The organism is Pseudomonas sp. BRG-100, from assembly GCF_000737955.1.
In the GTDB taxonomy this organism is placed as follows: domain Bacteria; phylum Pseudomonadota; class Gammaproteobacteria; order Pseudomonadales; family Pseudomonadaceae; genus Aquipseudomonas; species Aquipseudomonas synxantha_A.
The window spans coordinates 354,458-375,412 of record NZ_JPRX01000001.1 but is presented as its reverse complement, the minus strand read 5'-3'; the positions used below and the strand labels follow the sequence as shown (position 1 = coordinate 375,412).

Genomic DNA, 20,955 nt, shown 5'->3' with positions numbered 1-20,955 from the left:
TCAAGGCTTGTCAGTCAGGTTTTTGCCGATCATCCGCACCAGGATGATCGCCGCGATATTGGCGATGACCACGGCAATCAAGCCACCGGCCGAGGCCATGCCCACGTCGAACTGCACCAGCGCCTGGTTGTAGATCAGGTAGGCGAGGTTGGTCGAGGCGTAACCCGGGCCACCGTTGGTGGTGGTGAAGATTTCGGCGAACACCGAGAGCAGGAAGATGGTTTCGATCATCACCACCACGGCAATCGGGCGGGCCAGATGGGGCAGGGTCAGGTGCCAGAAGATCGCAATGGCGCCGGCACCGTCCAGACGTGCAGCTTCCTTTTGCTCCTGGTCCAGGGACTGCATGGCGGTCATCAGCAGCAGGATCGCGAAGGGCAGCCACTGCCACGACACAATGATGATGATCGACAGCAGCGGGTAGTGCGCCAGCCAATCCACCGGCTCGGCGCCGAAGAACTTCCACACGGCGGCGAGGATCCCCGACACCGGGTGGAAAATCAGGTTTTTCCAGATCAGCGCGCCGACGGTGGGCATGATGAAGAATGGCGAAATCAACAGCACCCGCACGATGCCACGCCCCAGGAACTCACTGGCCTCCAGCAGCGCGCTGATCAACACGCCGAACACCACACTGATCAGCAACACGCTGCCCACCAGCAACAGGGTATTGGTAGCGCCGGGCAGGAAACCCGAGTCGGTGATGAAGTAGCTGAAGTTTTCCAACCCCACGAATTGGTTTTCGCCGGGGTAGAGCAGGTTGTAGCGGATCAGCGAAAAGTACAGGGTCATGCCCAGAGGCACGATCATCCACAGCAGCAACAAGGCCACCGAGGGGCTGACAAGGAACCAGCCGGGGTTGGCCAGGCGGTTTTTGGCGGGTGTATTCATGGTGATCAGAACCAGTCAGATGCCTACAGAATCTGCGTCGGAGCGCGGTCACTGTGGGAGCTGGCTTGCCTGCGATGGCACCGCCTCGGTACTACTGATATACCGGGTCGTTTGCATCGCAGGCAAGCCAGCTCCCACAAAAGCCCTGCTCCCACACTTAGCGGTGGTGAGGCAGGGGTTACTTGGGATAACCAGCCCGCTTCATTTCCCGCTCGGTGGTGGTCTGCGCGGCGGTCAATGCGGCATCCACCGTCTGCTGACCGGTCAACGCACCCGAGAAGAACTTGCCGACCTGGGTACCAATCGCCTGGAACTCAGGAATGGTCACCAACTGGATACCGATATACGGCACCGGCTTCTCGGTCGGCTTGGTCGGGTCGGCCACTTTCAGTGATTCCAGGGTCACCTTGGCGAACGGCGCGGCCTTCATGTACTCGTCGCTGTAGGTGGATTGGCGCGTACCCGGCGGCACATTGGCGATGCCATCGGTCTTGGCCACAAGCTGGCCGTACTCCTTGGAGGTGGCCCAACTGGTGAACACCTTGGCGGCGTCCTTGGCCTTGGAACTGGTCGGAATCGCCAGGCTCCAGGAGTACAGCCACGAGGTGCCCTTGTCGGTCTTCTCGTGTGGCGCAAAAGTGAAACCGACATGCTCGGCGACCTTGCTCTGGCTCTTGTCGGTGACAAACGAACCGGCGACGCTGGCGTCTACCCAGATCGCGCATTTGCCGCTGTTGAACAGCGCCAGGTTCTCGTTGAAACCGTTGCTGGACGCACCCGGCGGGCCGGATTTCTTCATGTTGTCGACGTAGAAGTTCAGCGCGTCCTTCCACTCGGGGCCATTGAATTGCGGTTGCCACTTCTCATCGAACCAGCGCGCACCGAAGCCGTTGGCCAGGGTGGTGATCAGCGCCATGTTCTCACCCCAACCGGCTTTGCCGCGCAGGCACAGGCCGTATTGCTCTTTGGATTTATCAGTAAGTTTGGCCGCATATTCGCCGATCTGGCTCCAGGTCGGGTGCTCGGGCATGGTCAGCCCGGCGTCCTTGAACAGGTCGGTGCGGTAATAGGTGATCGAGCTTTCGGCGTAGAACGGCAGGGCGTACAGCGAACCCTTGACGGACAAGCCATCACGTACCGAAGGGAACACATCATCAAGGTCGTAGGAGGCCGGCAGGTCCTTCATCGGCTCCAGCCAACCCTTGGCGCCCCACAGTGCGGCTTCGTACATGCCGATGGTCAACACGTCGAACTGCCCGCCCTGGGTAGCAATGTCGGTGGTGAGGCGTTGGCGCAACACGTTTTCTTCGAGCACCACCCAGTTCAACTTGATCTCTGGGTGCTCGGCCTCGAAGGTTTTCGAGAGCTTCTGCATACGGATCATGTCGCTGTTGTTGACGGTGGCAATGGTCAGGGTTTGCGCGCCAAGGCTGACGGCGCTGAGGGTCATGCATGCAGTCATGCAGGAACAGGCAAGCAGAGCTTTTGCTGTGAACTTCATCGCGCACTCCATTTCCGCGCCCAGGGGGCTACAGAAGGACGGTTATTGTTGTTGTGTCTTCCTACAGGTAGCCAGGAAGAGTGTGCGTCGATTACAGCCTTGAAATGGGGTTGTGACAAATCCTTGGGCGCACGCGCACTGATACTTTTTTGCACTCGATGATCGTCCCCGTGGTGCGTGGGGACGATCGATGCCGTATTTAACGCTCGATATCAGCCAGTGCTCGCTCAGCCAGCAAGCGAGATACCTCGATCAACTGGGCAATCCCCAGCGCGCCTTCGCGCCGTGAGCCGTCGAGATCAAAGGCGAAATCGCAGGTGAGGGCGTGGGCAGAGGCGAGGGATTCGCTGAGGTTGACCAGTAGGTCTTGCGTGGAGATGCCGTCTTTTACGGTGAACAGCACGCTGGGTGTTGGATCGATTGGGGGATTTGGGGTGGGCTTGATCATGGTGGAACTCCTGATTCAAGTGGAGCTACCACTGATCGCCGCGACGCGATCGGGTGGTAGCTGTACGCAGGTTCGCGGACCGGAATCAGGAAACCGGCATACCCGAAGGTATCCCGCGCACAGCCACCATAAGGGCGCACAGTAGACGATAAAAAGACGTCAACTGAAAGCGGAAATGGCACTTTGCGTCTGATTAAACCGGGCCGCGACGCCCGACCGCTGCGTGTGCAGCGGTGTACGGAGACTAGAGATTGAGTGTCCTAGGGACAACCTCAAAACCTTGTAAGACGTTTCTGTTTCCTGACGCCTGCCGAACGATCAACCTCAAGCCAAATTCTGCTCAGTCAACCGCTGCACCGCCAATCGCCGGTAGTGGGACGGCGTCATACCCTTAAGCTGCTGAAAACGCCGATTGAAGTTGGAAATATTGTTGAACCCCGACTCAAAACACACATCCGTCACCGCCTTGTCCCCATCGGCCAGCAACTCGCAGGACTTGCTGATGCGCAGCCGATTGACGAATTCAATAAAAGTCCGCCCGGTGGCCTGCTTGAATACACGGGAAAAATACGTCGGTTTCATCCCCAGGTACTCCGCGACTTCCTCCAGCGGCAACTCGCGCGCGTAGTGGGCAAAGATGTAGTCCACCGCTCGGTTGGTGCGGTCGATGCTGTGTTCATCGGCTTGCTGTGGTGTGGTTACGCCGGACAGCAGCTGGTAGTCCTCACAGGCGCTCAATACCTCCAGCAGGATAAAGAAATGCCCCAGGCGCGCCATGCCGTGGGCGTCTTCAATGTGCTGCATGAGGGTCATGGCGTGGGCAATGGTCTTTTTGCAGCGAAATTCGATGCCGTACTGCGCGCGTTCGAGCAGCGGCGCCAGGCGTTTGAGTTCGGTGAAGATATGGCTGCCGTGTTCGAACAACTCGTCGGTGAAGTTCACCAGCATGTCGCGCTTGGGGACCACTTCGCCTTCTTCCACCTGGCTGATCCAGTTGTGGGGCAGGTTGGGGCCGGTGAGGAACAGGCTTTGCGGGTAGAAGTTGCCGATGTAGTCACCGATAAACACCTTGCCGGAGCTGGCGACGATCAGGTGCAGCTCGTATTCCTTGTGGAAGTGCCAGCGCACCAGCGGGCAGGGGAAGCCGTGCTGGCGATAGATGATGGACAGACCGTTGTGATCGTCCATCAGCTCGTAGGAGGGATCGGTGATGCGCGTTGCTCGGGTCATGCTGCCGTCGCTTTATTGTGGTCGCTGCGTAGGATAATGCCCCGTCGCGCACGACCTCGCCAGCAGCAGTGTTTACAGGTTGCGGTTTTTTGCCTCGATCCACTGGGACATGTACTGGGTACTCTTGTGCGCGTGATGGCGCAGCATACTGCCGGTGAAGTTGTCCCGGCGATGGGCGGCGAGGTTGCGGCGGCATTGCTCCAGGCAGTCCACCAAGGCTGGCCCGTGCAGAGTCTGGTCATAGCGCCGGGCCAGCAGTTGGCGCCCGTGTTCCTGCGCCTGGGTCCAGCGCTCGTGGTCCTGGTAGAGGGCCACAGCAGCGGCGGCCAGGGCCGGGGCGTCGTGTTCGATCACGCCGGGCCAGGGTTGATCATCGCCCATGGCCTCGGCGCCGATCGGGGTGGTGACATTGGGGGTGCCGCAGAGCATGGCGTCGATCAACTTGCCCTTGATGCCCGCGCCAAAGCGCAACGGTGCCAGGCAGATGCGTGCGGCGGTCATGACTTGCAGCGCGTCTTCGGCCCAGTTCATCACATGAAAACCCTGTGCCGGGTTGTGCAGGGCGGTGGCCTTGGGTGGGGTGTAGGCGCCATAGATATGCAGCTGCGCGCCCGGCAACTGTTGGCGAATCAGCGGCCACAGGCTTTGCTTCATCCACAGCACCGCATCCCAGTTGGGCGCGTGGCGGAAGTTGCCGATGCTGAGAAAGTGCGCACGGTCTTCAAACGGCGCAAACGCGGCGGTGGGCGGTTGCAACATCAACGGGCACCAATGGAGCAGAGCGGCGGGCACCTTGAACTGCTCGGTGAGCAGGCGGATTTCCACGTCGGAGATCATCAAGCTGATGTCACAGCGGTAAATCGCGGCGATTTCGCGCTTGGCCAGGTCGGTATCGGCCATGCGCTGGAACTCGTCTTGAAGCGCAGGCGCGAACAGGGCGCTGAAGTCGTCGCTGTCGGGGTTGGCTTTCACCTGCTCCTTGAAACGCTGGTGGCGGGCATCGCGCAGGCTTTGCAGGTCGGAGGTTTCCAGCACGCGCAGGGCGTTGGGGCAGCATTGCTCCACGCGCCAGCCGAATTGCTCCTCCATCATGAAACGGTCGAACAGTACGATATCCGGGGCCAGTTCGCGGATAAAGTCATCGAAACTGCTGTTATTCAGTTCGATGGCGCATTCGGCGATGCCAAGTGCCGGCAAGTCGGCCTTGTGTTCGCCGATGGTCGCAGGGCTGCTGAAGGTAATGTCCCAACCTTGCGTAAGAAAACTCTCAAGGATCTGCATCATATGCCCCCCCGCAGCCGAGGAGCGGGGCTCTGGCCAGACGTAACCAATGACCAGAACTTTGGTGGCAGGCTGATTCATCGACGACGGTTTCCTTGAAGGGCAGGCGAAAAGCGCGCAATTAAACCACAACCTGGCGACATGACAATTTGTGTCTGGCGGTAGGTAGCATCGGCACTTTGTGGTTAACTTCGGCCTCTCGAATTCGTTTAACCAAAAACCAGCATAAGGATTCCGTTCATGGCTCAAGTCACCCTCAAAGGCAACACGGTCCAGGTTGAAGGCGAACTGCCGAAAGTCGGCGCCAAAGCCGCAGATTTCACCCTGACCGCCGGCGACCTGTCCGACGCCACCCTGGCCACCTTTGCCGGCAAGCGCAAAGTGCTGAACATCTTCCCAAGCGTTGATACCCCAACCTGCGCCACTTCCGTGCGCAAGTTCAATGCCCAGGCCAACGATGTGGCCAACACCGTGGTGCTGTGCATCTCCACCGACCTGCCATTCGCCCAAGCGCGCTTCTGTGGTTCCGAAGGCCTGGAAAACGTTAAGAACCTGTCGGACTTCCGTGATTCGGATTTCGCCGTTGATTATGGTGTGGCGATTGCCGACGGCCCGCTCAAAGGCCTGACCGCTCGCGCTGTCGTGGTACTGGACGAAAACGACAATGTGCTGCACAGCGAGTTGGTCAAGGAAATCGCTGAAGAGCCAAACTACGATGCGGCCCTGGCTGTATTGAAGTAACTGTTTCTGCGCGTAACTGTCGTTTGGCAGTAACACGTATGATGCATGATTGCGGCCTGGCCTAGTCCAGGCCGTTTTTATTTGAGTGTCAGCGGTTTAGCGAAATAGCTGGCGGACTAAGATCAGACGTTAAAAGTTGTAAGCCCAAGGTAAATAGCCGGTAAAGGTGCTTTTCTAAACGCCCCCCAGTGCTTATCTTTCAGCCTCCCGAAGAAGAAGCTCTCATCCCCAATGGTTGATCACTCCATGCAATCCTCCTCCCGCAACTCCCGCCGCTGGCTGTTTGGCCTGCTTGTGCTGCTGGTTATCGCCGGCCTGTGCTGGAAATTCTGGCCCGGCGGCGCGGCTCACAAGGACGCTCCTGCGGGGCACACCGGCAAGACCGGCATGGCGCGCCCGGGCTTTGGCGGTTCCACCGGCCCGGTGCCGGTGCGCGTGGCGCCGGTGGTGCAGGGGGAGTTTGCGGTGTACTACAAGGCGCTGGGCACGGTCACCGCGCTCAACACCATTAATGTGCGCAGCCGGGTAGGCGGTGAGCTGGTGAAGATCGCCTTTGAAGAAGGCCAGATGGTCAAGGCCGGCGACCTGCTGGCAGAAATCGACCCGCGCAGCTACCAGAACGCCTTGCTCCAGGCCCAGGGCACATTGCTGCAGAACCAGGCGCAGTTGAAAAACGCCCAGGTCGATGTGGAGCGTTATCGCGGCCTGTACGCCCAGGACAGTATCGCCAAGCAGACCCTGGACACCGCCGAAGCGCTGGTCCTGCAATACCAGGGCACGGTCAAGACCAACCAGGGCGCGGTCGACGATGCCAAGCTCAACCTTGAATTCACCAGGATCCGTGCGCCGATCAGCGGCCGCGTTGGCCTGCGCCAGCTCGATGTCGGCAACCTGGTCGCAGCCAATGACACCACCGCCCTGGCGGTCATCACCCAGACCCAGCCGATCAGCGTGGCGTTCACCCTGCCGGAAAATACCCTGGAAACCGTACTCGCCCGTTATCACGCCGGCAACAAACTGCCCGTAGAAGCCTGGGACCGTAGCGACGTGAAAAAACAGGCGATCGGCGTGCTGCAGAGCCTGGACAACCAGATCGACGTCACCACCGGTACTTTGAAGTTCAAGGCGCGCTTTGATAACAAGGACCAGGCGTTGTTTCCCAACCAGTTCGTCAATGTGCACTTGCTTGCCGACACCTTGCATAACGTGGTGTTGGCGCCGTCGGCGGCGGTCCAGTTCGGCAACACCGGCACCTTTGTCTACAAGCTTGACGGTGACAACAAGGTCAAGGTCCAGCCCCTGGTGCTGGGTGACACCGACGGTGAGAACACCGTGGTCAAGGAGGGCCTGGTCGCAGGCGATCGCGTGGTGCTGGAAGGCACTGACCGTCTCAAGGACGGCAGCGAAATCGAAGTGGTCAACGAAAGCAAGGAAGTGCCGACCACGCCGACCGAACACCTGCAAGGCAAGCCCGCGGCAAAAGGGGAGACCGGCGCTGACGCCGGCAAGGCGCAAAAGGTCGGTTCATGAACCTGTCACGCCTGTTTATCCTGCGCCCGGTCGCCACCACGCTGAGTATGCTGGCGATTGTATTGGCCGGGATCATTTCGTACCGCTTGTTGCCGGTATCGGCCTTGCCCCAGGTGGACTACCCGACGATCCGGGTGATGACCCTGTACCCCGGCGCCAGCCCAGACGTGATGACCAGTGCGGTCACTGCGCCGCTGGAGCGTCAGTTCGGGCAGATGCCCGGGCTGACCCAGATGGCGTCCACCAGCTCGGGCGGTGCGTCGGTGCTGACCCTGCGTTTCAACCTCGACGTCAATATGGATGTCGCCGAGCAACAGGTGCAGGCCGCAATCAACGCCGCCACCAACCTGTTGCCCAAGGATTTGCCGGCGCCGCCGGTGTACAACAAGGTCAACCCTGCCGACACCCCGGTGCTGACCCTGGCGATTACTTCCAAGACCATGCTGCTGCCCAAGCTCAATGACCTGGTCGATACGCGCATGGCGCAGAAAATCGCCCAGATCAGCGGCGTCGGCATGGTCAGTATTGCCGGTGGCCAGCGCCAGGCCGTGCGTATCAAGGTCAACCCCGAGGCCCTGGCGGCCAATGGCTTGAACCTGTCGGATGTGCGTGCGCTGATCGCCGCCTCCAACGTCAACCAGCCCAAGGGTAACTTCGACGGCCCCACCCGCGTGTCGATGCTCGATGCCAACGACCAGTTGGTCTCACCCCAGCAATATGCCGAGCTGATCCTGGCCTACAACAATGGCGCACCGTTGCGCCTCAAGGATGTAGCGCAAATCGTCGACGGCGCCGAAAACGAGCGCCTCGCGGCCTGGGCCAACGAGAACCAGGCGGTACTGCTCAACATCCAGCGCCAGCCGGGCGCCAACGTGATCGAGGTAGTCGACCGTATCAAGGCGCTGCTGCCGAGCATCACCGACAACCTGCCGGCCGGCCTGGACGTGACGGTGCTTACCGACCGTACCCAGACCATCCGCGCCTCGGTGAAAGACGTACAACACGAGCTTCTGATTGCCATCGCCCTGGTGGTGATGGTGACGTTCCTGTTCCTGCGTCGGGTCAGCGCCACGATCATTCCGTCCATCGCCGTGCCGCTGTCTCTGGTGGGTACCTTTGGCGTGATGTACCTGGCGGGGTTCTCCATCAATAACCTGACGCTGATGGCCCTGACCATCGCCACGGGGTTTGTGGTGGATGACGCCATCGTTATGCTGGAGAACATTTCTCGCTATATCGAGGAGGGCGAGACGCCGATGGCGGCGGCGCTCAAGGGCGCCAAGCAGATCGGCTTCACCCTGATTTCCCTGACCTTGTCGCTGATTGCGGTACTGATCCCACTGCTGTTCATGGCTGACGTGGTCGGGCGGCTGTTCCGCGAGTTCGCCATCACCCTGGCGGTGGCGATCCTGATTTCGCTGGTTGTGTCCCTGACCCTTACGCCGATGATGTGCGCGCGCTTGCTCAAGCGCGAACCGAAGGAAGAAGAGCAGGGACGTTTCTACAAGGCCAGCGGCGCCTGGATCGATTGGCTGATCCAGGCCTATGGCCGCAAGTTGCAGTGGGTGCTCAAGCACCAGCCGCTGACCCTGCTGGTGGCCATTGCTACCCTGGGGCTTACGGTGGTGCTGTACCTGGTGGTGCCCAAGGGCTTTTTTCCGGTGCAGGACACCGGGGTGATCCAGGGTATTTCCGAAGCGCCGCAGTCGATTTCCTTTGCGGCGATGAGCCAGCGTCAGCAGGAGCTGGCGAAGATCATCCTTGCTGATCCCGCGGTCCAGAGCCTGTCGTCCTACATCGGTGTGGACGGCGATAACGCCACCCTCAATAGTGGCCGCTTGTTGATCAACCTCAAGGCCCACGGCCAGCGCGACTTGAGCGCAGCCGAGGTGATCACCCGCTTGCAACCGCAAATCGACAAGCTGGTGGGCATCCGCCTGTTCATGCAGCCGGTGCAGGACCTCACCATCGAGGACCGCGTCAGCCGTACCCAGTACCAGTTCAGCATGTCGTCGCCGGACGCCGAGTTGCTGGCACTGTGGAGTGGCAAGCTGGTGCACGCCCTCAGTCAACAGCCGGAACTCACCGACGTTGCCAGCGACTTGCAGGACAAAGGCTTGCAGGTGTACCTGGTGATCGACCGCGACGCGGCCTCGCGCCTGGGTGTGAGTGTCTCGACCATTACCGACGCGTTGTATGACGCCTTTGGCCAACGGCAGATCTCTACCATCTATACCCAGGCCAGCCAATATCGCGTGGTGCTGCAAGCTCAGTCCGGCGAAACCCTCGGCCCGGCCGCGCTCAACCAGATCCATGTGAAGACCACCGACGGCGGCCAGGTGCGGCTGTCGAGCCTGGCCCATGTCGAGCAGCGCCAGGCGCAGTTGGCGATTGCCCATATCGGCCAGTTCCCGGCGGTGATGATGTCGTTCAACCTGGCCCCCGGCGTCGCCCTGGGCAAGGGTGTGGAGCTGATCAACCAGACCCAGAAGGACATTGGCATGCCGGTGGGCGTGCAAACCCAGTTCCAGGGTGCCGCCCAGGCGTTCGAGGCGTCGCTGTCGAGTACCTTGCTGCTGATCCTGGCCGCGGTGGTCACCATGTACATCGTGCTGGGCGTGCTTTACGAGAGCTATATCCACCCGATCACTATCCTTTCGACCTTGCCGTCGGCGGCGGTGGGGGCCTTGCTGGCCCTGCTGCTCAGTGGCAATGACCTGGGCATGATCGCGATCATCGGCATCATCCTGCTGATCGGTATCGTGAAAAAGAACGCGATCATGATGATCGACTTCGCCCTCGACGCCGAGCGTAATCAGGGCCTGGACCCACAGACGGCGATTTACCAGGCGGCGCTGTTGCGTTTCCGGCCGATCCTGATGACTACCCTGGCCGCGTTGTTCGGTGCGGTACCGCTGATGCTTGCCAGCGGTTCCGGCGCGGAGTTGCGCCAACCGCTGGGTTTGGTGATGGTCGGTGGCTTGCTGGTGAGCCAGGTGTTGACGCTGTTCACCACGCCGGTGATCTACCTGTACTTCGATCGCCTTGGCCGGCGCTGGCGCAAAGAGCCGCAACGCCTGGAGCCGGTTGAGCCATGAACCTGTCCGGACCTTTCATTCGCCGGCCGGTAGCGACCATGCTGCTGAGTCTGGCGATCATGTTGCTCGGTGGCGTCAGCTTCAACCTTTTGCCGGTGTCGCCGCTGCCGCAGATCGACTTTCCGGTGATCGTGGTGTCGGCCAGCCTGCCCGGCGCCAGCCCCGAGGTGATGGCGTCCAGCGTGGCGACGCCATTGGAGCGTTCATTCGGTTCGATTGCCGGTATCACCACCATGAGCAGTTCGTCGAGCCAGGGCTCGACTCGGGTGATCCTGGCCTTTGATTCCGACCGCGATATCAACGGTGCGGCGCGGGAAGTGCAGGCGGCGATCAATGCCTCGCGCAACCTGTTGCCCAGCGGTATGCGCAGCATGCCCACCTACAAGAAGATCAACCCGTCCCAGGCACCGATCATGGTGTTGTCGCTGACCTCCGACGTGCTGCAGAAGGGCCAGCTGTATGACCTGGCGTCGACCATCCTGTCCCAGAGCCTGTCCCAGGTGCCGGGCGTGGGCGAAGTGCAGATCGGCGGCAGCTCCCTGCCGGCAGTGCGCATCGAGTTGGAACCCAAGGCCCTCGACCAGTACGGCGTGGCCCTGGACGATGTGCGCAATACCATCGCCAATGCCAACCAGCGCCGGCCCAAGGGCTCCCTGGAAGACGCTGAGCGCAATTGGCAGATCCAGGCCAACGACCAGCTGGAAAAAGCCAAGGACTACGCGCCGCTATTGATCCGCTATCAGGACGGCGCGGCCCTGCGCCTGGGGGATGTGGCGAAGATCACCGATGGTGTGGAAGACCGCTACAACAGTGGCTTCTTCAATAATGATTCGGCGGTGCTGCTGGTGATCAACCGCCAGTCCGGCGCCAACATCATTGAAACGGTCAGGCAGATCAAGGCCCAGTTGCCGGCGTTGCAGGCAGTGCTGCCGTCCAGCGTCAAACTCAGCCTGGCCATGGACCGCTCGCCAGTGATCACTGCCACCCTGCATGAAGCGGAAATGACCCTGCTGATTGCCGTGGGCCTGGTGATCCTGGTGGTGTACCTGTTCCTGGGTAACTTCCGTGCTTCGCTGATCCCGACCCTGGCGGTGCCGGTGTCGCTGGTCGGCACCTTCGCGGTGATGTACCTGTACGGGTTTTCGCTGAACAACTTTTCGTTGATGGCGCTGATCCTGGCCACCGGGCTGGTGGTGGACGATGCCATCGTGGTGCTGGAGAACATTTCCCGGCACATCGACGAGGGTGTGCCGCCGATGAAGGCGGCGTACCTGGGTGCCGAAGAAGTCGGCTTTACCTTGTTGTCGATGAACGTGTCGCTGGTGGCGGTGTTCCTGTCGATCCTGTTCATGGGCGGGATTGTCACCAACCTGTTTCGCGAGTTTTCCATCACCTTGTCGGCGGCGATCATCGTCTCGCTGATTGTCTCGCTGACCTTGACGCCGATGCTCTGCGCCCGCTGGCTCAAGCCTCATGACAAGACCCGGCAGACCGGTTTGCAGCGCTGGAGCCAGAAGGTCAACGACCGCATGGTCGCCGGCTACGCCACCAGCCTGGACTGGGTATTGCGCCACCGGCGCCTGACCCTGCTCAGCCTGTTGATTACCGTGGGGGTGAATATCGCGCTGTATGTGGTGGTGCCAAAAACCTTCATGCCTCAGCAGGACACCGGCCAATTGATCGGGTTTGTGCGCGGTGACGATGGCCTGTCGTTCAGCGTGATGCAGCCGAAGATGGAAGTCTTCCGCCAGGCGGTGCTCAAGGATCCGGCGGTGCTCAGCGTGGCCGGCTTTATCGGTGGCAACCAAGGCACTAACAACGCAGTGATGCTGGTGCGCCTCAAACCCATCAGTGAACGCAAGATCTCTGCCCAGGCGGTGATCGAGCGTCTGCGCAAAGAGGTGCCGTTGGTACCGGGCGGGCGCCTGTTCCTGATGGCCGACCAGGACCTGCAGTTCGGCGGCGGCCGCGACCAGACCAGCGCGCAATATTCCTACATCCTGCAAAGCGGCGACCTGGCCGCGTTGCGCCTGTGGTACCCGAAAGTGGTCGCGGCGATGCGTGAGTTGCCCGAGCTGACTGCCATCGACGCTCGCGAAGGCCGGGGCGCGGCGCAGGTCACGCTGATCGTCGATCGGGACCAGGCCAAGCGTCTGGGCATCGACATGGACATGGTCACGTCGGTACTCAACAACGCCTACAGCCAGCGGCAGATTTCCACCATCTACGACAGCCTCAACCAGTATCAGGTGGTGATGGAGGTCAACCCCAAGTATGCCCAGGACCCGATCACCCTGAACCAGGTCCAGGTGATTACTGCCGATGGTGCGCGGGTGCCGTTGTCGACCATTGCCCATTACGAGAACAGCCTGGCCGACGATCGCGTCAGCCATGAAGGCCAGTTCGCTTCAGAAAACATCGCCTTCGATATGGCGCCCGGGGTGACGGTAGAGCAGGGCACCGCGGCCATCGAGCGAGCGATTGCCAAGGTCGGCCTGCCTGAAGATGTGATCGCCAAGATGGCCGGCACCGCCGACGCCTTTGCGGCCACGCAGAAGGGCCAGCCGTTCATGATTCTCGGTGCGTTGGTGGCGGTGTACCTGGTGCTGGGCATTCTGTATGAAAGCTATATCCACCCGCTGACCATTCTCTCGACCCTGCCGTCGGCGGGTGTTGGCGCGTTGCTGGCGATCTACCTGCTGGGCGGCGAGTTCAGTCTGATATCGTTGCTGGGCTTGTTCCTGCTGATCGGTGTGGTGAAGAAAAACGCGATCCTGATGATCGACCTGGCGCTGCAACTGGAGCGCAACGACGGCATGAGCCCGCTGGAATCGATCCGCAGCGCCTGTCTGCTACGCCTGCGACCCATTTTGATGACCACGCTGGCCGCCATCCTCGGCGCCTTGCCGTTGCTGCTCGGCACCGGCGATGGCGCGGAAATGCGCCATCCGTTGGGCCTGACCATTATTGGTGGCCTGGTCTTCAGCCAGATCCTGACCCTTTACACCACCCCGGTGGTCTACCTCTATCTCGACCGCGCGCGCCACCGCTTCAATGCCTGGCGCGGCGTGCGTACCGATGCTGCCCTGGACACTGCGCTATGACCGATTCAACCAAATTATTGTGGCGAGGGAGCAAGCACCCTCACCACAACAACACAATGAAGTTATTGGCCGTGATGATGTGTGGGGTGTTGCTCAGCGCCTGCGCCATTGGCCCTGACTACAAGCGCCCGGAGGTCATCGAACCGGTGCAGTTCAAAGAAGCCCAGGGCTGGCGCCAGGCCAACCCCAGCGATTCCCTGGCCCGTGGCGCCTGGTGGGAGCTGTATGGCGACCGCCAACTCAATGAGCTGGTAGAGCGCCTCAACACGTCCAACCAGACCGTTGCCCAGGCCGAAGCGCGCTTTCGCCAGGCCAAGGCGCTGGTGCGCAGTTCCCGCGGGGCGTTTTACCCCAGCGTCGACCTGAGCGTGGGTAAAACCCGCGCCAGCCAGGGTACCGGCAGCAGCAGCGCCAGCCTCAGCAGTTCCAGCAGTGGTATCCGCGACACCCTCAATGCGCAGTTGGGCGTGAGTTGGGAAGCCGATATCTGGGGCAAGTTGCGCCGTGGACTAGAGGCCAATGAAGCCAGCGCCGAGGCCAGCTCGGCAGACCTGGCCGCGATGCGCCTGAGCCAACAGTCGGAACTGGTGCAGAGCTACCTGCAACTGCGGGTCATGGACGAACAGACGCGCCTGTTGCAAGCCACCCTGGACACCTACCAGCGTTCATTGAAAATGACCGAAAACCAGTACCGTGCCGGGGTGGCCGGCAAGGATGCCATCGCCCAGGCGCAAACTCAGCTCAAGACCACCCAGGCCAGCCTGATCGACCTGATCTGGCAGCGGGCCCAGCTGGAAAACGCCATTGCCGTGCTGATCGGCGAAGCCCCGGCCAACTTCAACCTGGCGGTGAGCAAAGACATTCCGGCGCTGCCGCAAATACCGGTGAGCCTGCCGTCCCAGTTGCTGGAACGTCGCCCCGATATTGCCTCGGCCGAACGCTCGGTGATCGCCGCCAACGCCAACATCGGCGTGGCCAAGGCGGCCTATTACCCGGATCTCAGCCTGAGCTTGCAGGGCGGCTACTCCAGCAGCACCTATGAAGATTGGATCAGCCTGCCGAACCGCTTCTGGTCGGTGGGGCCGAAACTGGCGATGACCCTGTTCGATGGCGGCCAGCGCTCGGCGGAAGTCGACCGCACCGTGGCCAGCTATGACGAGACCGTGGCCAAGTACCGCCAGACCGTACTGGATGGGTTCCGTGAAGTGGAAAACTACATGGTGCAACTCAAGGTGCTGGCGGACGAAGCTGTGGTCAGCAATGAAGCGCTGGAATCGGCGCGTGAGTCGTTGCGCTTGACCGAGAACCAGTACAAGGCGGGTCTGATCGCTTACCTGGATGTGGTGACTGTGCAGGCGACGGCCTTGAGCAACGAGCGCACCGTGTTGACCTTGTTGCAGTCGCGGCTGGTGGCGAGTGTGCAGTTGATTGCGGCGTTGGGTGGTGGCTGGGATGGCCAGACGTCTCTTGCCGAGAAGGAGTGAGCGAATACCTGCGCATCCTGTAGGAGCGAGCTTGCTCGCGAAGAACACACAGACACCGCGTTTCCCCCGGTTTCGCACGTCATCGTTGACGATCTTCGCGAGCAAGCTCGCTCCTACAGTGGGGAGGCCCCTTTCCACAGGTATTGAAAAACACCCGCATTAAGCCAGCAGATTGACGCCAAAAAATGACTAATGGCTATCTGCTTAATTAATCACCTGCCCCAGAATCATTCTCGCTACAATCGCCCGCTTTGCCACCCGGCATGGGCTTTTACGCCCTGTTGCCTGCGAGAAGCCCCATGTTGATCGGTAGCTATTCAACCTCCCTGGTCGTGATTTCCCTGTGCGTTGCAATGCTGGCGTCCTACACCGCGTTGGACCTGGCCGGGCGTATCGCTACGACGAAGGGGCGTGCCGTTTACCTATGGATTACCGGCGGCGCAGCAGCCATGGGCGTGGGCATCTGGTCCATGCACTTTATCGGCATGTTGGCCCTGCGCCTGCCGTTTGCCCTCGGGTTTGACCTGGGCATCACTGCGCTGTCGCTGTTGATCGCTGTGTTATCCAGTGGCTTCGCCTTATGGCTGGTCAGCCAGCCACGTCTGCCGGCCTGGCAACTGGCGTTCGGTGCGCTGGTGATGGGTGCCGGTATCGCCAGCATGCACTACACCGGCATGGCAGCGATGCGCATGACCCCGGGTATCGACTACGACCCGACCTTGTTCGGCGCTTCGTTGTTGATCGCGGTAATGGCCTCCGGCGCCGCGCTGTGGATCGCCTTCAACCTGCGTCGCAATACGCCTTACGTGCGCCTGGCGCGGGGTGCGGCGGCGGTGGTGATGGGCGTGGCCATTGTCGGCATGCACTACACCGGGATGGCCGCGGCGCAGTTTGCCGATGACAGTTTCTGCGGTGCCGCGCTGACGGGCTTGAGCGGCAAGGGCCTGGATAACCTGGTCTTGGTGACCTCCCTTGCGGTGTTGGTCATAGCGTTGTTGACCTCCTTGCTGGATGCCCGCCTGGAGGCGCGCACCGCTGTACTCGCCGATTCCTTGACCCTGGCCAACCAGGAACTGACCCACCTGGCACTGCACGACATGCTCACCGGCTTGCCCAATCGCACACTGCTGGCGGATCGCATTCAACAAGGCATTCAGGCGGTGTACGAGCAGGGCGGTTGCTTTGCGCTGATGTTTATCGACCTGGACGGCTTCAAGCCGGTCAACGATGCCTTCGGTCATCACATGGGCGATCAACTGCTGCGCGAGGTTGGCCTGCGTCTGCGCGAGGACTTGCGCAGCCAGGACACCCTGGCCCGTATTGGCGGTGACGAGTTCGTGTTGCTGGTGCAATTGACCCAGCCGGACGATGCCATGGGCCTGGCCGAGCGTCAGGTCGGTCTGATCAACCGCGCTTTCACGGTGGCCGAGCATGAGCTGAAAATCTCCGCGAGTATCGGTATCGCCATGTTCCCGGGCAACGGTAATAACCCCCAGGAGCTGTTGATGAACGCCGACGCGGCGATGTATCACGCCAAGGGCATGGGCAAGAACGGCTACAGCTTCTTCGATGCGTCAATGAACACCAATGCGCGCAAGCAACTGCAATTGTTGCAGGACCTGCGCAATGCCCTTGAACTCGGCGAGTTTCGCTTGTATTACCAACCCAAGTTCGATGCGGTGAGCGGTATTGCCGTGGGGGCCGAGGCGTTGTTGCGCTGGGAGCATCCGCAACAGGGCTTGTTGCTGCCGGCAGCTTTTATCGCGCTGGCGGAGAAAACCGGGCTGATCATTGCCATCGGTGAATGGGTACTCGACGAAGCCTGCCGCCAGATGAGCCTGTGGTACGCACAGGGTTATCAGAGCTGGCGCATCGCCGTGAATCTTTCGGCGCTGCAGTTCTGTCATGCCGGGTTGGTCAACAGTGTTGCGGCTGCTCTGGAGCGCCACCAATTACCCGCCAACAGCCTCACGCTGGAGATCACCGAGACCACTGCCATGAGCGATGCCGATGCGAGCATGACGGTATTGCAGCAGCTCTCGGACATGGGCGTGGACCTGTCCATCGATGACTTTGGCACCGGTTACTCCAGCCTGATGTACCTCAAGCGCCTGCCGGCCAACGAGTTGAAGATCGACCGCGGCTTTGTACGCGACCTGGAGCACGACAGCGACGACGCCGCCATCGTCTCGGCCATTGTCGCCCTCGGCCAGGCCCTGGACTTGCGGATCGTTGCCGAAGGCGTGGAAACCGATGCGCAGCAAAATTTCCTTACCCGCCTGGGGTGTGATTCCTTGCAAGGCTATTTGTTGGGGCATCCATTGCCGGCCGACAATTTCATGGCAAACATCCTCGCCGGCGAAGATGCGCCAGCGCCTGACAAAAGCCATCAGTGACGGGTATTCTTGGATCCAACCCTAACCATCAGGTTGAATCAGGAGACCGTAGCCATGGACAAAGTCGTCATCATCACCGGAGGCAGCCGCGGGATTGGCGCCGAGACGGCCTTGCTGGCTGCTCGCGAAGGTTATCGCATCTGCATTAACTATCAGTCGGACGAGAAGGCTGCCCATGCCGTGCTTGAACAAGTGCGCGGCCTCGGCGCCCAGGCCATTGCGGTGCGCGCTGATGTCAGCATCGAAGATGAAGTGATAGCGCTGTTCAATCGCGTGGATGCCGAATTGGGGCGTGTCACGGCGCTGGTCAACAACGCCGGTACTGTGGGGCAAAAGTCGCGGGTCGACGAGATGTCCGAGTTTCGTATCCTGAAGATCATGAAGACCAACGTGCTGGGCCCGATCCTGTGCGCCAAGCACGCGGTGCTGCGTATGTCGCCTCGGCATGGCGGGCAGGGTGGCAGTATCGTCAACGTGTCGTCGGTAGCGGCGCGGCTGGGGTCGCCAGGTGAGTATGTGGACTACGCTGCGTCCAAGGGCGCTCTGGATACCTTCACCCTCGGTCTGTCCAAAGAAGTCGCAGGTGAAGGCATTCGAGTCAACGCGGTACGCCCTGGTTATATCTTTACCGATTTCCACGCCCTGAGCGGCGACCCGGACCGCGTCAGCAAGTTGGAGTCCGGTATCCCCATGGCGCGTGGCGGGCGTCCGGATGAAGTGGCTGAGGCGATTATCTGGTTGCTGTCGGACAAGGCCTCATACGCCACCGGCACCTTTTTAGACCTAGGGGGCGGACGCTGAAAAGCAGCTTACTGCCCGAGGTTTTGCAGCACGTCGTAGCCGTTTTCCGCGAATGCTACAAGTAGACGGGCTTCTGAGTTCTTTCGGGTGGAATAGCCGGCGTTGTGAAAGCCATTGATCTTGCCGTCGTGTCGTTCGCTGTTACCGACGCGGCGATCATTCACATTGTCGAGGACGTTAATCACTCTCGCCAGGTTATAGGCCGCGTGGGCCCTGGCCTTGGCATCAGGGTTGGCGAATGTCCAGTCCCCCAGTCGGCGCTTGAGCAAGTCTGTCACCGGGTAGCTATCGCGGCGCTTGAACAGGTGCTTGAGCGCAGGATTGGCGTTGATGATCTGCCGGGTGGTACGACGGTCACCGACGGGAGGTTCTTCGGGCGCAGTCGGCGCAATAAGCCAGTTATTTTCAGGGCGACCTTCGCCAAGCCGATAGGCGGTCGATGCCGCAAGAGGGTTGATGCGCATGACGATCTCGACATGAGGATAGGCATAGCTAGGTGGTTCCTGATGGCACACGGTTCCACGGGCTGTGTTTCGCGCCGTTAAAAAGACCGCACTATCCGCCCCAGCGTCTCCATGGCCTTTTCCGAGGCTTCGTTCCATGGGCTGCCATAATTCAAGCGTATGCAGTTTCTGAAGCGCTGGGTCGCTGAAAAAATCGGCCCCGGTGCGATGCTGATGCCTTGGGCCAGGGCCATCTGGAACAATTTCAGCGAGTCGGTTTGCTCCGGCAATTCCAACCACAGAAAATAACCGCCCGCCGGCTGGCTGACCCGTGTCTGGGCCGGGAAGTAGCGGGCGATGGCCGCCAGCATGGCGCTTTGCTGTTCTTCCAGGGCATAGCGCAATTTGCGCAGATGCCGGTCATAACCGCCGTGTTGCAGGTAGTCGGCAATCGCCGCCTGGGCCGGCATCGACGGGCACAGCGAGGTCATCAGTTTCAGGCGCTCGACCTTCTGCGCAAAGCGCCCGGCCGCGACCCAGCCGACGCGGTAGCCCGGTGCCAGGCTCTTGGCAAAGGAGCCGCAGTGCATCACCAGCCCTTCGGTATCAAACGCCTTGGCCGGTTTTGGCGCGTGTTGCCCGTAGTACAACTCGGCATAGACATCATCTTCGATCAACGGCACCTGATGGCTGCGCAACAGCTCTACCAGCGCCTGTTTTTTTGCTTCGGGCAGGGTGGCGCCCATGGGGTTCTGGAAGCTGGTCATGGTCCAGCAGGCCTTGATTGGGTAGCGCTCAAGACTTTGTGCCAAGGCGTTCAGGTCAATACCATCGCGCGGGTGCACCGGGATTTCCACGGCCTTGAGTTTCAGGCGCTCCAGCACTTGCAGGCAGGCGTAGAACGCCGGTGCCTCGATGGCAACCAGGTCGCCCGGTTCAGTCACGGCTTGCAGGCACAGGTTCAGCGCTTCGAGGGCACCGTTGGTAATCAGCAGCTCCTCCATGGGCAGCATCAGGCCGCCGACCATGTAGCGCAGGGCAATCTGTCGGCGCAGTTGCGGGTTGCCCGGCGACATGTCGGTGACCACCAGGCGCGGGTCCATTTCGCGGCTGGCGCTGGCCAGGGAGCGGGCCAGGCGCGGCAACGGGAACAGCATCGGGCTGGGGAAGGCCGAGCCGAAGGGCACTGTATTAGGGTCTTTGATGGAGTCGAGTACCGAAAACACCAATTCACTGACGTCCACATGGGTGGACTCATGCACCTGCTCGCTCACCACTGGCTCGGAAAACGGGCTCGGCGCATGGGTGTTGACGAAGTAGCCCGAACGCGGCCGCGCGCGAATCAGGCCACGGCGTTCCAGCAAGTAATACGCTTGGAACACGGTAGACGGGCTGACGCCGTAGGTCTGGCTGGCATAGCGCACCGACGGTACGCGCTGACCTGGGCCAAGGACGCCGGAGCGGATCAGTTCTGCGATGTCATCGGCGAATTTTTCGTAGCGTTTCATGGCAGCCTTAAACAGTTTTCAGTCTGTACGCCGGGTAAGTGTGTGTGGGAGCTTGCCCACGATTAGCATAGGTATCTACACATTTTTGGTACGGCGCTGTACCTGTGGCGAGGGAGCTTGCTCCCGTGACGACCAGTCAGCCAGCGCATATCTATCTGATGCTCCGAGATCCAAATGTGGGAGCGGGCTTGCTCGCGCAGGCGGCCAGGCAGCCGACACAGTTATACCGAGTACATATCCATTGCTGCGGTAACGGCCACTTATGGTTCCGCTCTTACAGCGGGTCACTTTCGAAAAGCCGGAATGCCGGCCCAGAATCCCTGTCGAATTCCGGCCAGCGTGGTTTGACGGGGCGCTTAAGATCAAAAACAGATCAAGATCAAGAGCGGCTCGCTTCGCATCGTAGTTACCGTCGGCTTCTACAACCTAAAAAATTGTGTAGATACCTATGTCCCGATGAGGGGGTGTCAGTAACCAAAACTGTTCTGACCCACCGCTA

General features: G+C 60.7%; 14 protein-coding genes. 7 read left to right on the top strand and 7 right to left on the bottom strand.

Annotated features, from left to right (window positions below):
* From JH25_RS25160 to JH25_RS25180, 5 genes are all read right to left on the bottom strand, one after another.
* On the bottom strand, positions 1 to 891 hold the full coding sequence (locus JH25_RS25160; protein ID WP_005788581.1) for a carbohydrate ABC transporter permease: 891 nt from the start codon (positions 889 to 891) through the stop codon (positions 1 to 3).
* A 178-nt stretch (positions 892 to 1,069) separates the two neighbouring features.
* Complete coding sequence (locus JH25_RS25165) at positions 1,070 to 2,392, bottom strand: ABC transporter substrate-binding protein (protein WP_005788580.1); 1,323 nt, start codon at positions 2,390 to 2,392, stop codon at positions 1,070 to 1,072.
* A gap of 199 nt (positions 2,393 to 2,591) precedes the next feature.
* Positions 2,592 to 2,840, bottom strand: a complete 249-nt coding sequence (locus JH25_RS25170) for a DUF6124 family protein (RefSeq protein WP_032875771.1) — start codon at positions 2,838 to 2,840, stop codon at positions 2,592 to 2,594.
* 324 nt (positions 2,841 to 3,164) lie between these two features.
* Positions 3,165 to 4,070 carry an AraC family transcriptional regulator gene (locus JH25_RS25175; protein ID WP_032875768.1) on the bottom strand — a complete coding sequence of 302 codons (906 nt, stop codon included), beginning with the start codon at positions 4,068 to 4,070 and terminating at the stop codon, positions 3,165 to 3,167.
* Positions 4,071 to 4,142: 72 nt separating this feature from the next.
* Positions 4,143 to 5,432: a glycosyltransferase gene (locus JH25_RS25180; protein ID WP_032875765.1), complete on the bottom strand. Its 1,290-nt coding sequence runs from the start codon at positions 5,430 to 5,432 to the stop codon at positions 4,143 to 4,145.
* Between the two features lie 159 nt (positions 5,433 to 5,591).
* Here JH25_RS25180 and tpx point away from each other — a divergent pair, with 159 nt between their 5' ends.
* From tpx to JH25_RS25215, 7 genes are all read left to right on the top strand, one after another.
* Positions 5,592 to 6,092: a thiol peroxidase gene (tpx, locus tag JH25_RS25185; protein ID WP_032875762.1), complete on the top strand. Its 501-nt coding sequence runs from the start codon at positions 5,592 to 5,594 to the stop codon at positions 6,090 to 6,092.
* Positions 6,093 to 6,323: 231 nt separating this feature from the next.
* Positions 6,324 to 7,622: an MdtA/MuxA family multidrug efflux RND transporter periplasmic adaptor subunit gene (locus JH25_RS25190; RefSeq protein WP_032875759.1), complete on the top strand. Its 1,299-nt coding sequence runs from the start codon at positions 6,324 to 6,326 to the stop codon at positions 7,620 to 7,622.
* Positions 7,619 to 10,720, top strand: coding sequence for an MdtB/MuxB family multidrug efflux RND transporter permease subunit (locus JH25_RS25195; RefSeq protein WP_032875755.1), 3,102 nt, complete (start codon positions 7,619 to 7,621; stop codon positions 10,718 to 10,720). Before JH25_RS25190 ends, JH25_RS25195 begins: the two co-directional genes overlap by 4 nt.
* A complete protein-coding gene (locus JH25_RS25200; protein ID WP_032875751.1) occupies positions 10,717 to 13,824 on the top strand; it encodes an efflux RND transporter permease subunit in 3,108 nt (1,035 codons plus the stop codon). Before JH25_RS25195 ends, JH25_RS25200 begins: the two co-directional genes overlap by 4 nt.
* Positions 13,821 to 15,308 (top strand): efflux transporter outer membrane subunit, encoded by a 1,488-nt coding sequence (locus JH25_RS25205; protein ID WP_032875748.1) that lies wholly within the window; start codon positions 13,821 to 13,823, stop codon positions 15,306 to 15,308. Before JH25_RS25200 ends, JH25_RS25205 begins: the two co-directional genes overlap by 4 nt.
* A 299-nt stretch (positions 15,309 to 15,607) precedes the next feature.
* Complete coding sequence (locus tag JH25_RS25210) at positions 15,608 to 17,704, top strand: putative bifunctional diguanylate cyclase/phosphodiesterase (RefSeq protein ID WP_032875746.1); 2,097 nt, start codon at positions 15,608 to 15,610, stop codon at positions 17,702 to 17,704.
* A gap of 54 nt (positions 17,705 to 17,758) precedes the next feature.
* Entirely contained in the window at positions 17,759 to 18,505 is a 747-nt protein-coding gene (locus JH25_RS25215; protein WP_032875743.1) for an SDR family oxidoreductase, read from the top strand.
* Positions 18,506 to 18,513: 8 nt separating this feature from the next.
* Here the strand turns inward: JH25_RS25215 and JH25_RS25220 are convergent, their stop codons facing one another.
* Positions 18,514 to 18,969, bottom strand: coding sequence for a hypothetical protein (locus tag JH25_RS25220; RefSeq protein ID WP_032875740.1), 456 nt, complete (start codon positions 18,967 to 18,969; stop codon positions 18,514 to 18,516).
* A gap of 77 nt (positions 18,970 to 19,046) precedes the next feature.
* A complete protein-coding gene (gene mapR, locus JH25_RS25225; protein ID WP_005788562.1) occupies positions 19,047 to 20,456 on the bottom strand; it encodes a GntR family transcriptional regulator MpaR in 1,410 nt (469 codons plus the stop codon).
* Positions 20,457 to 20,955: the final 499 nt, after the last annotated feature.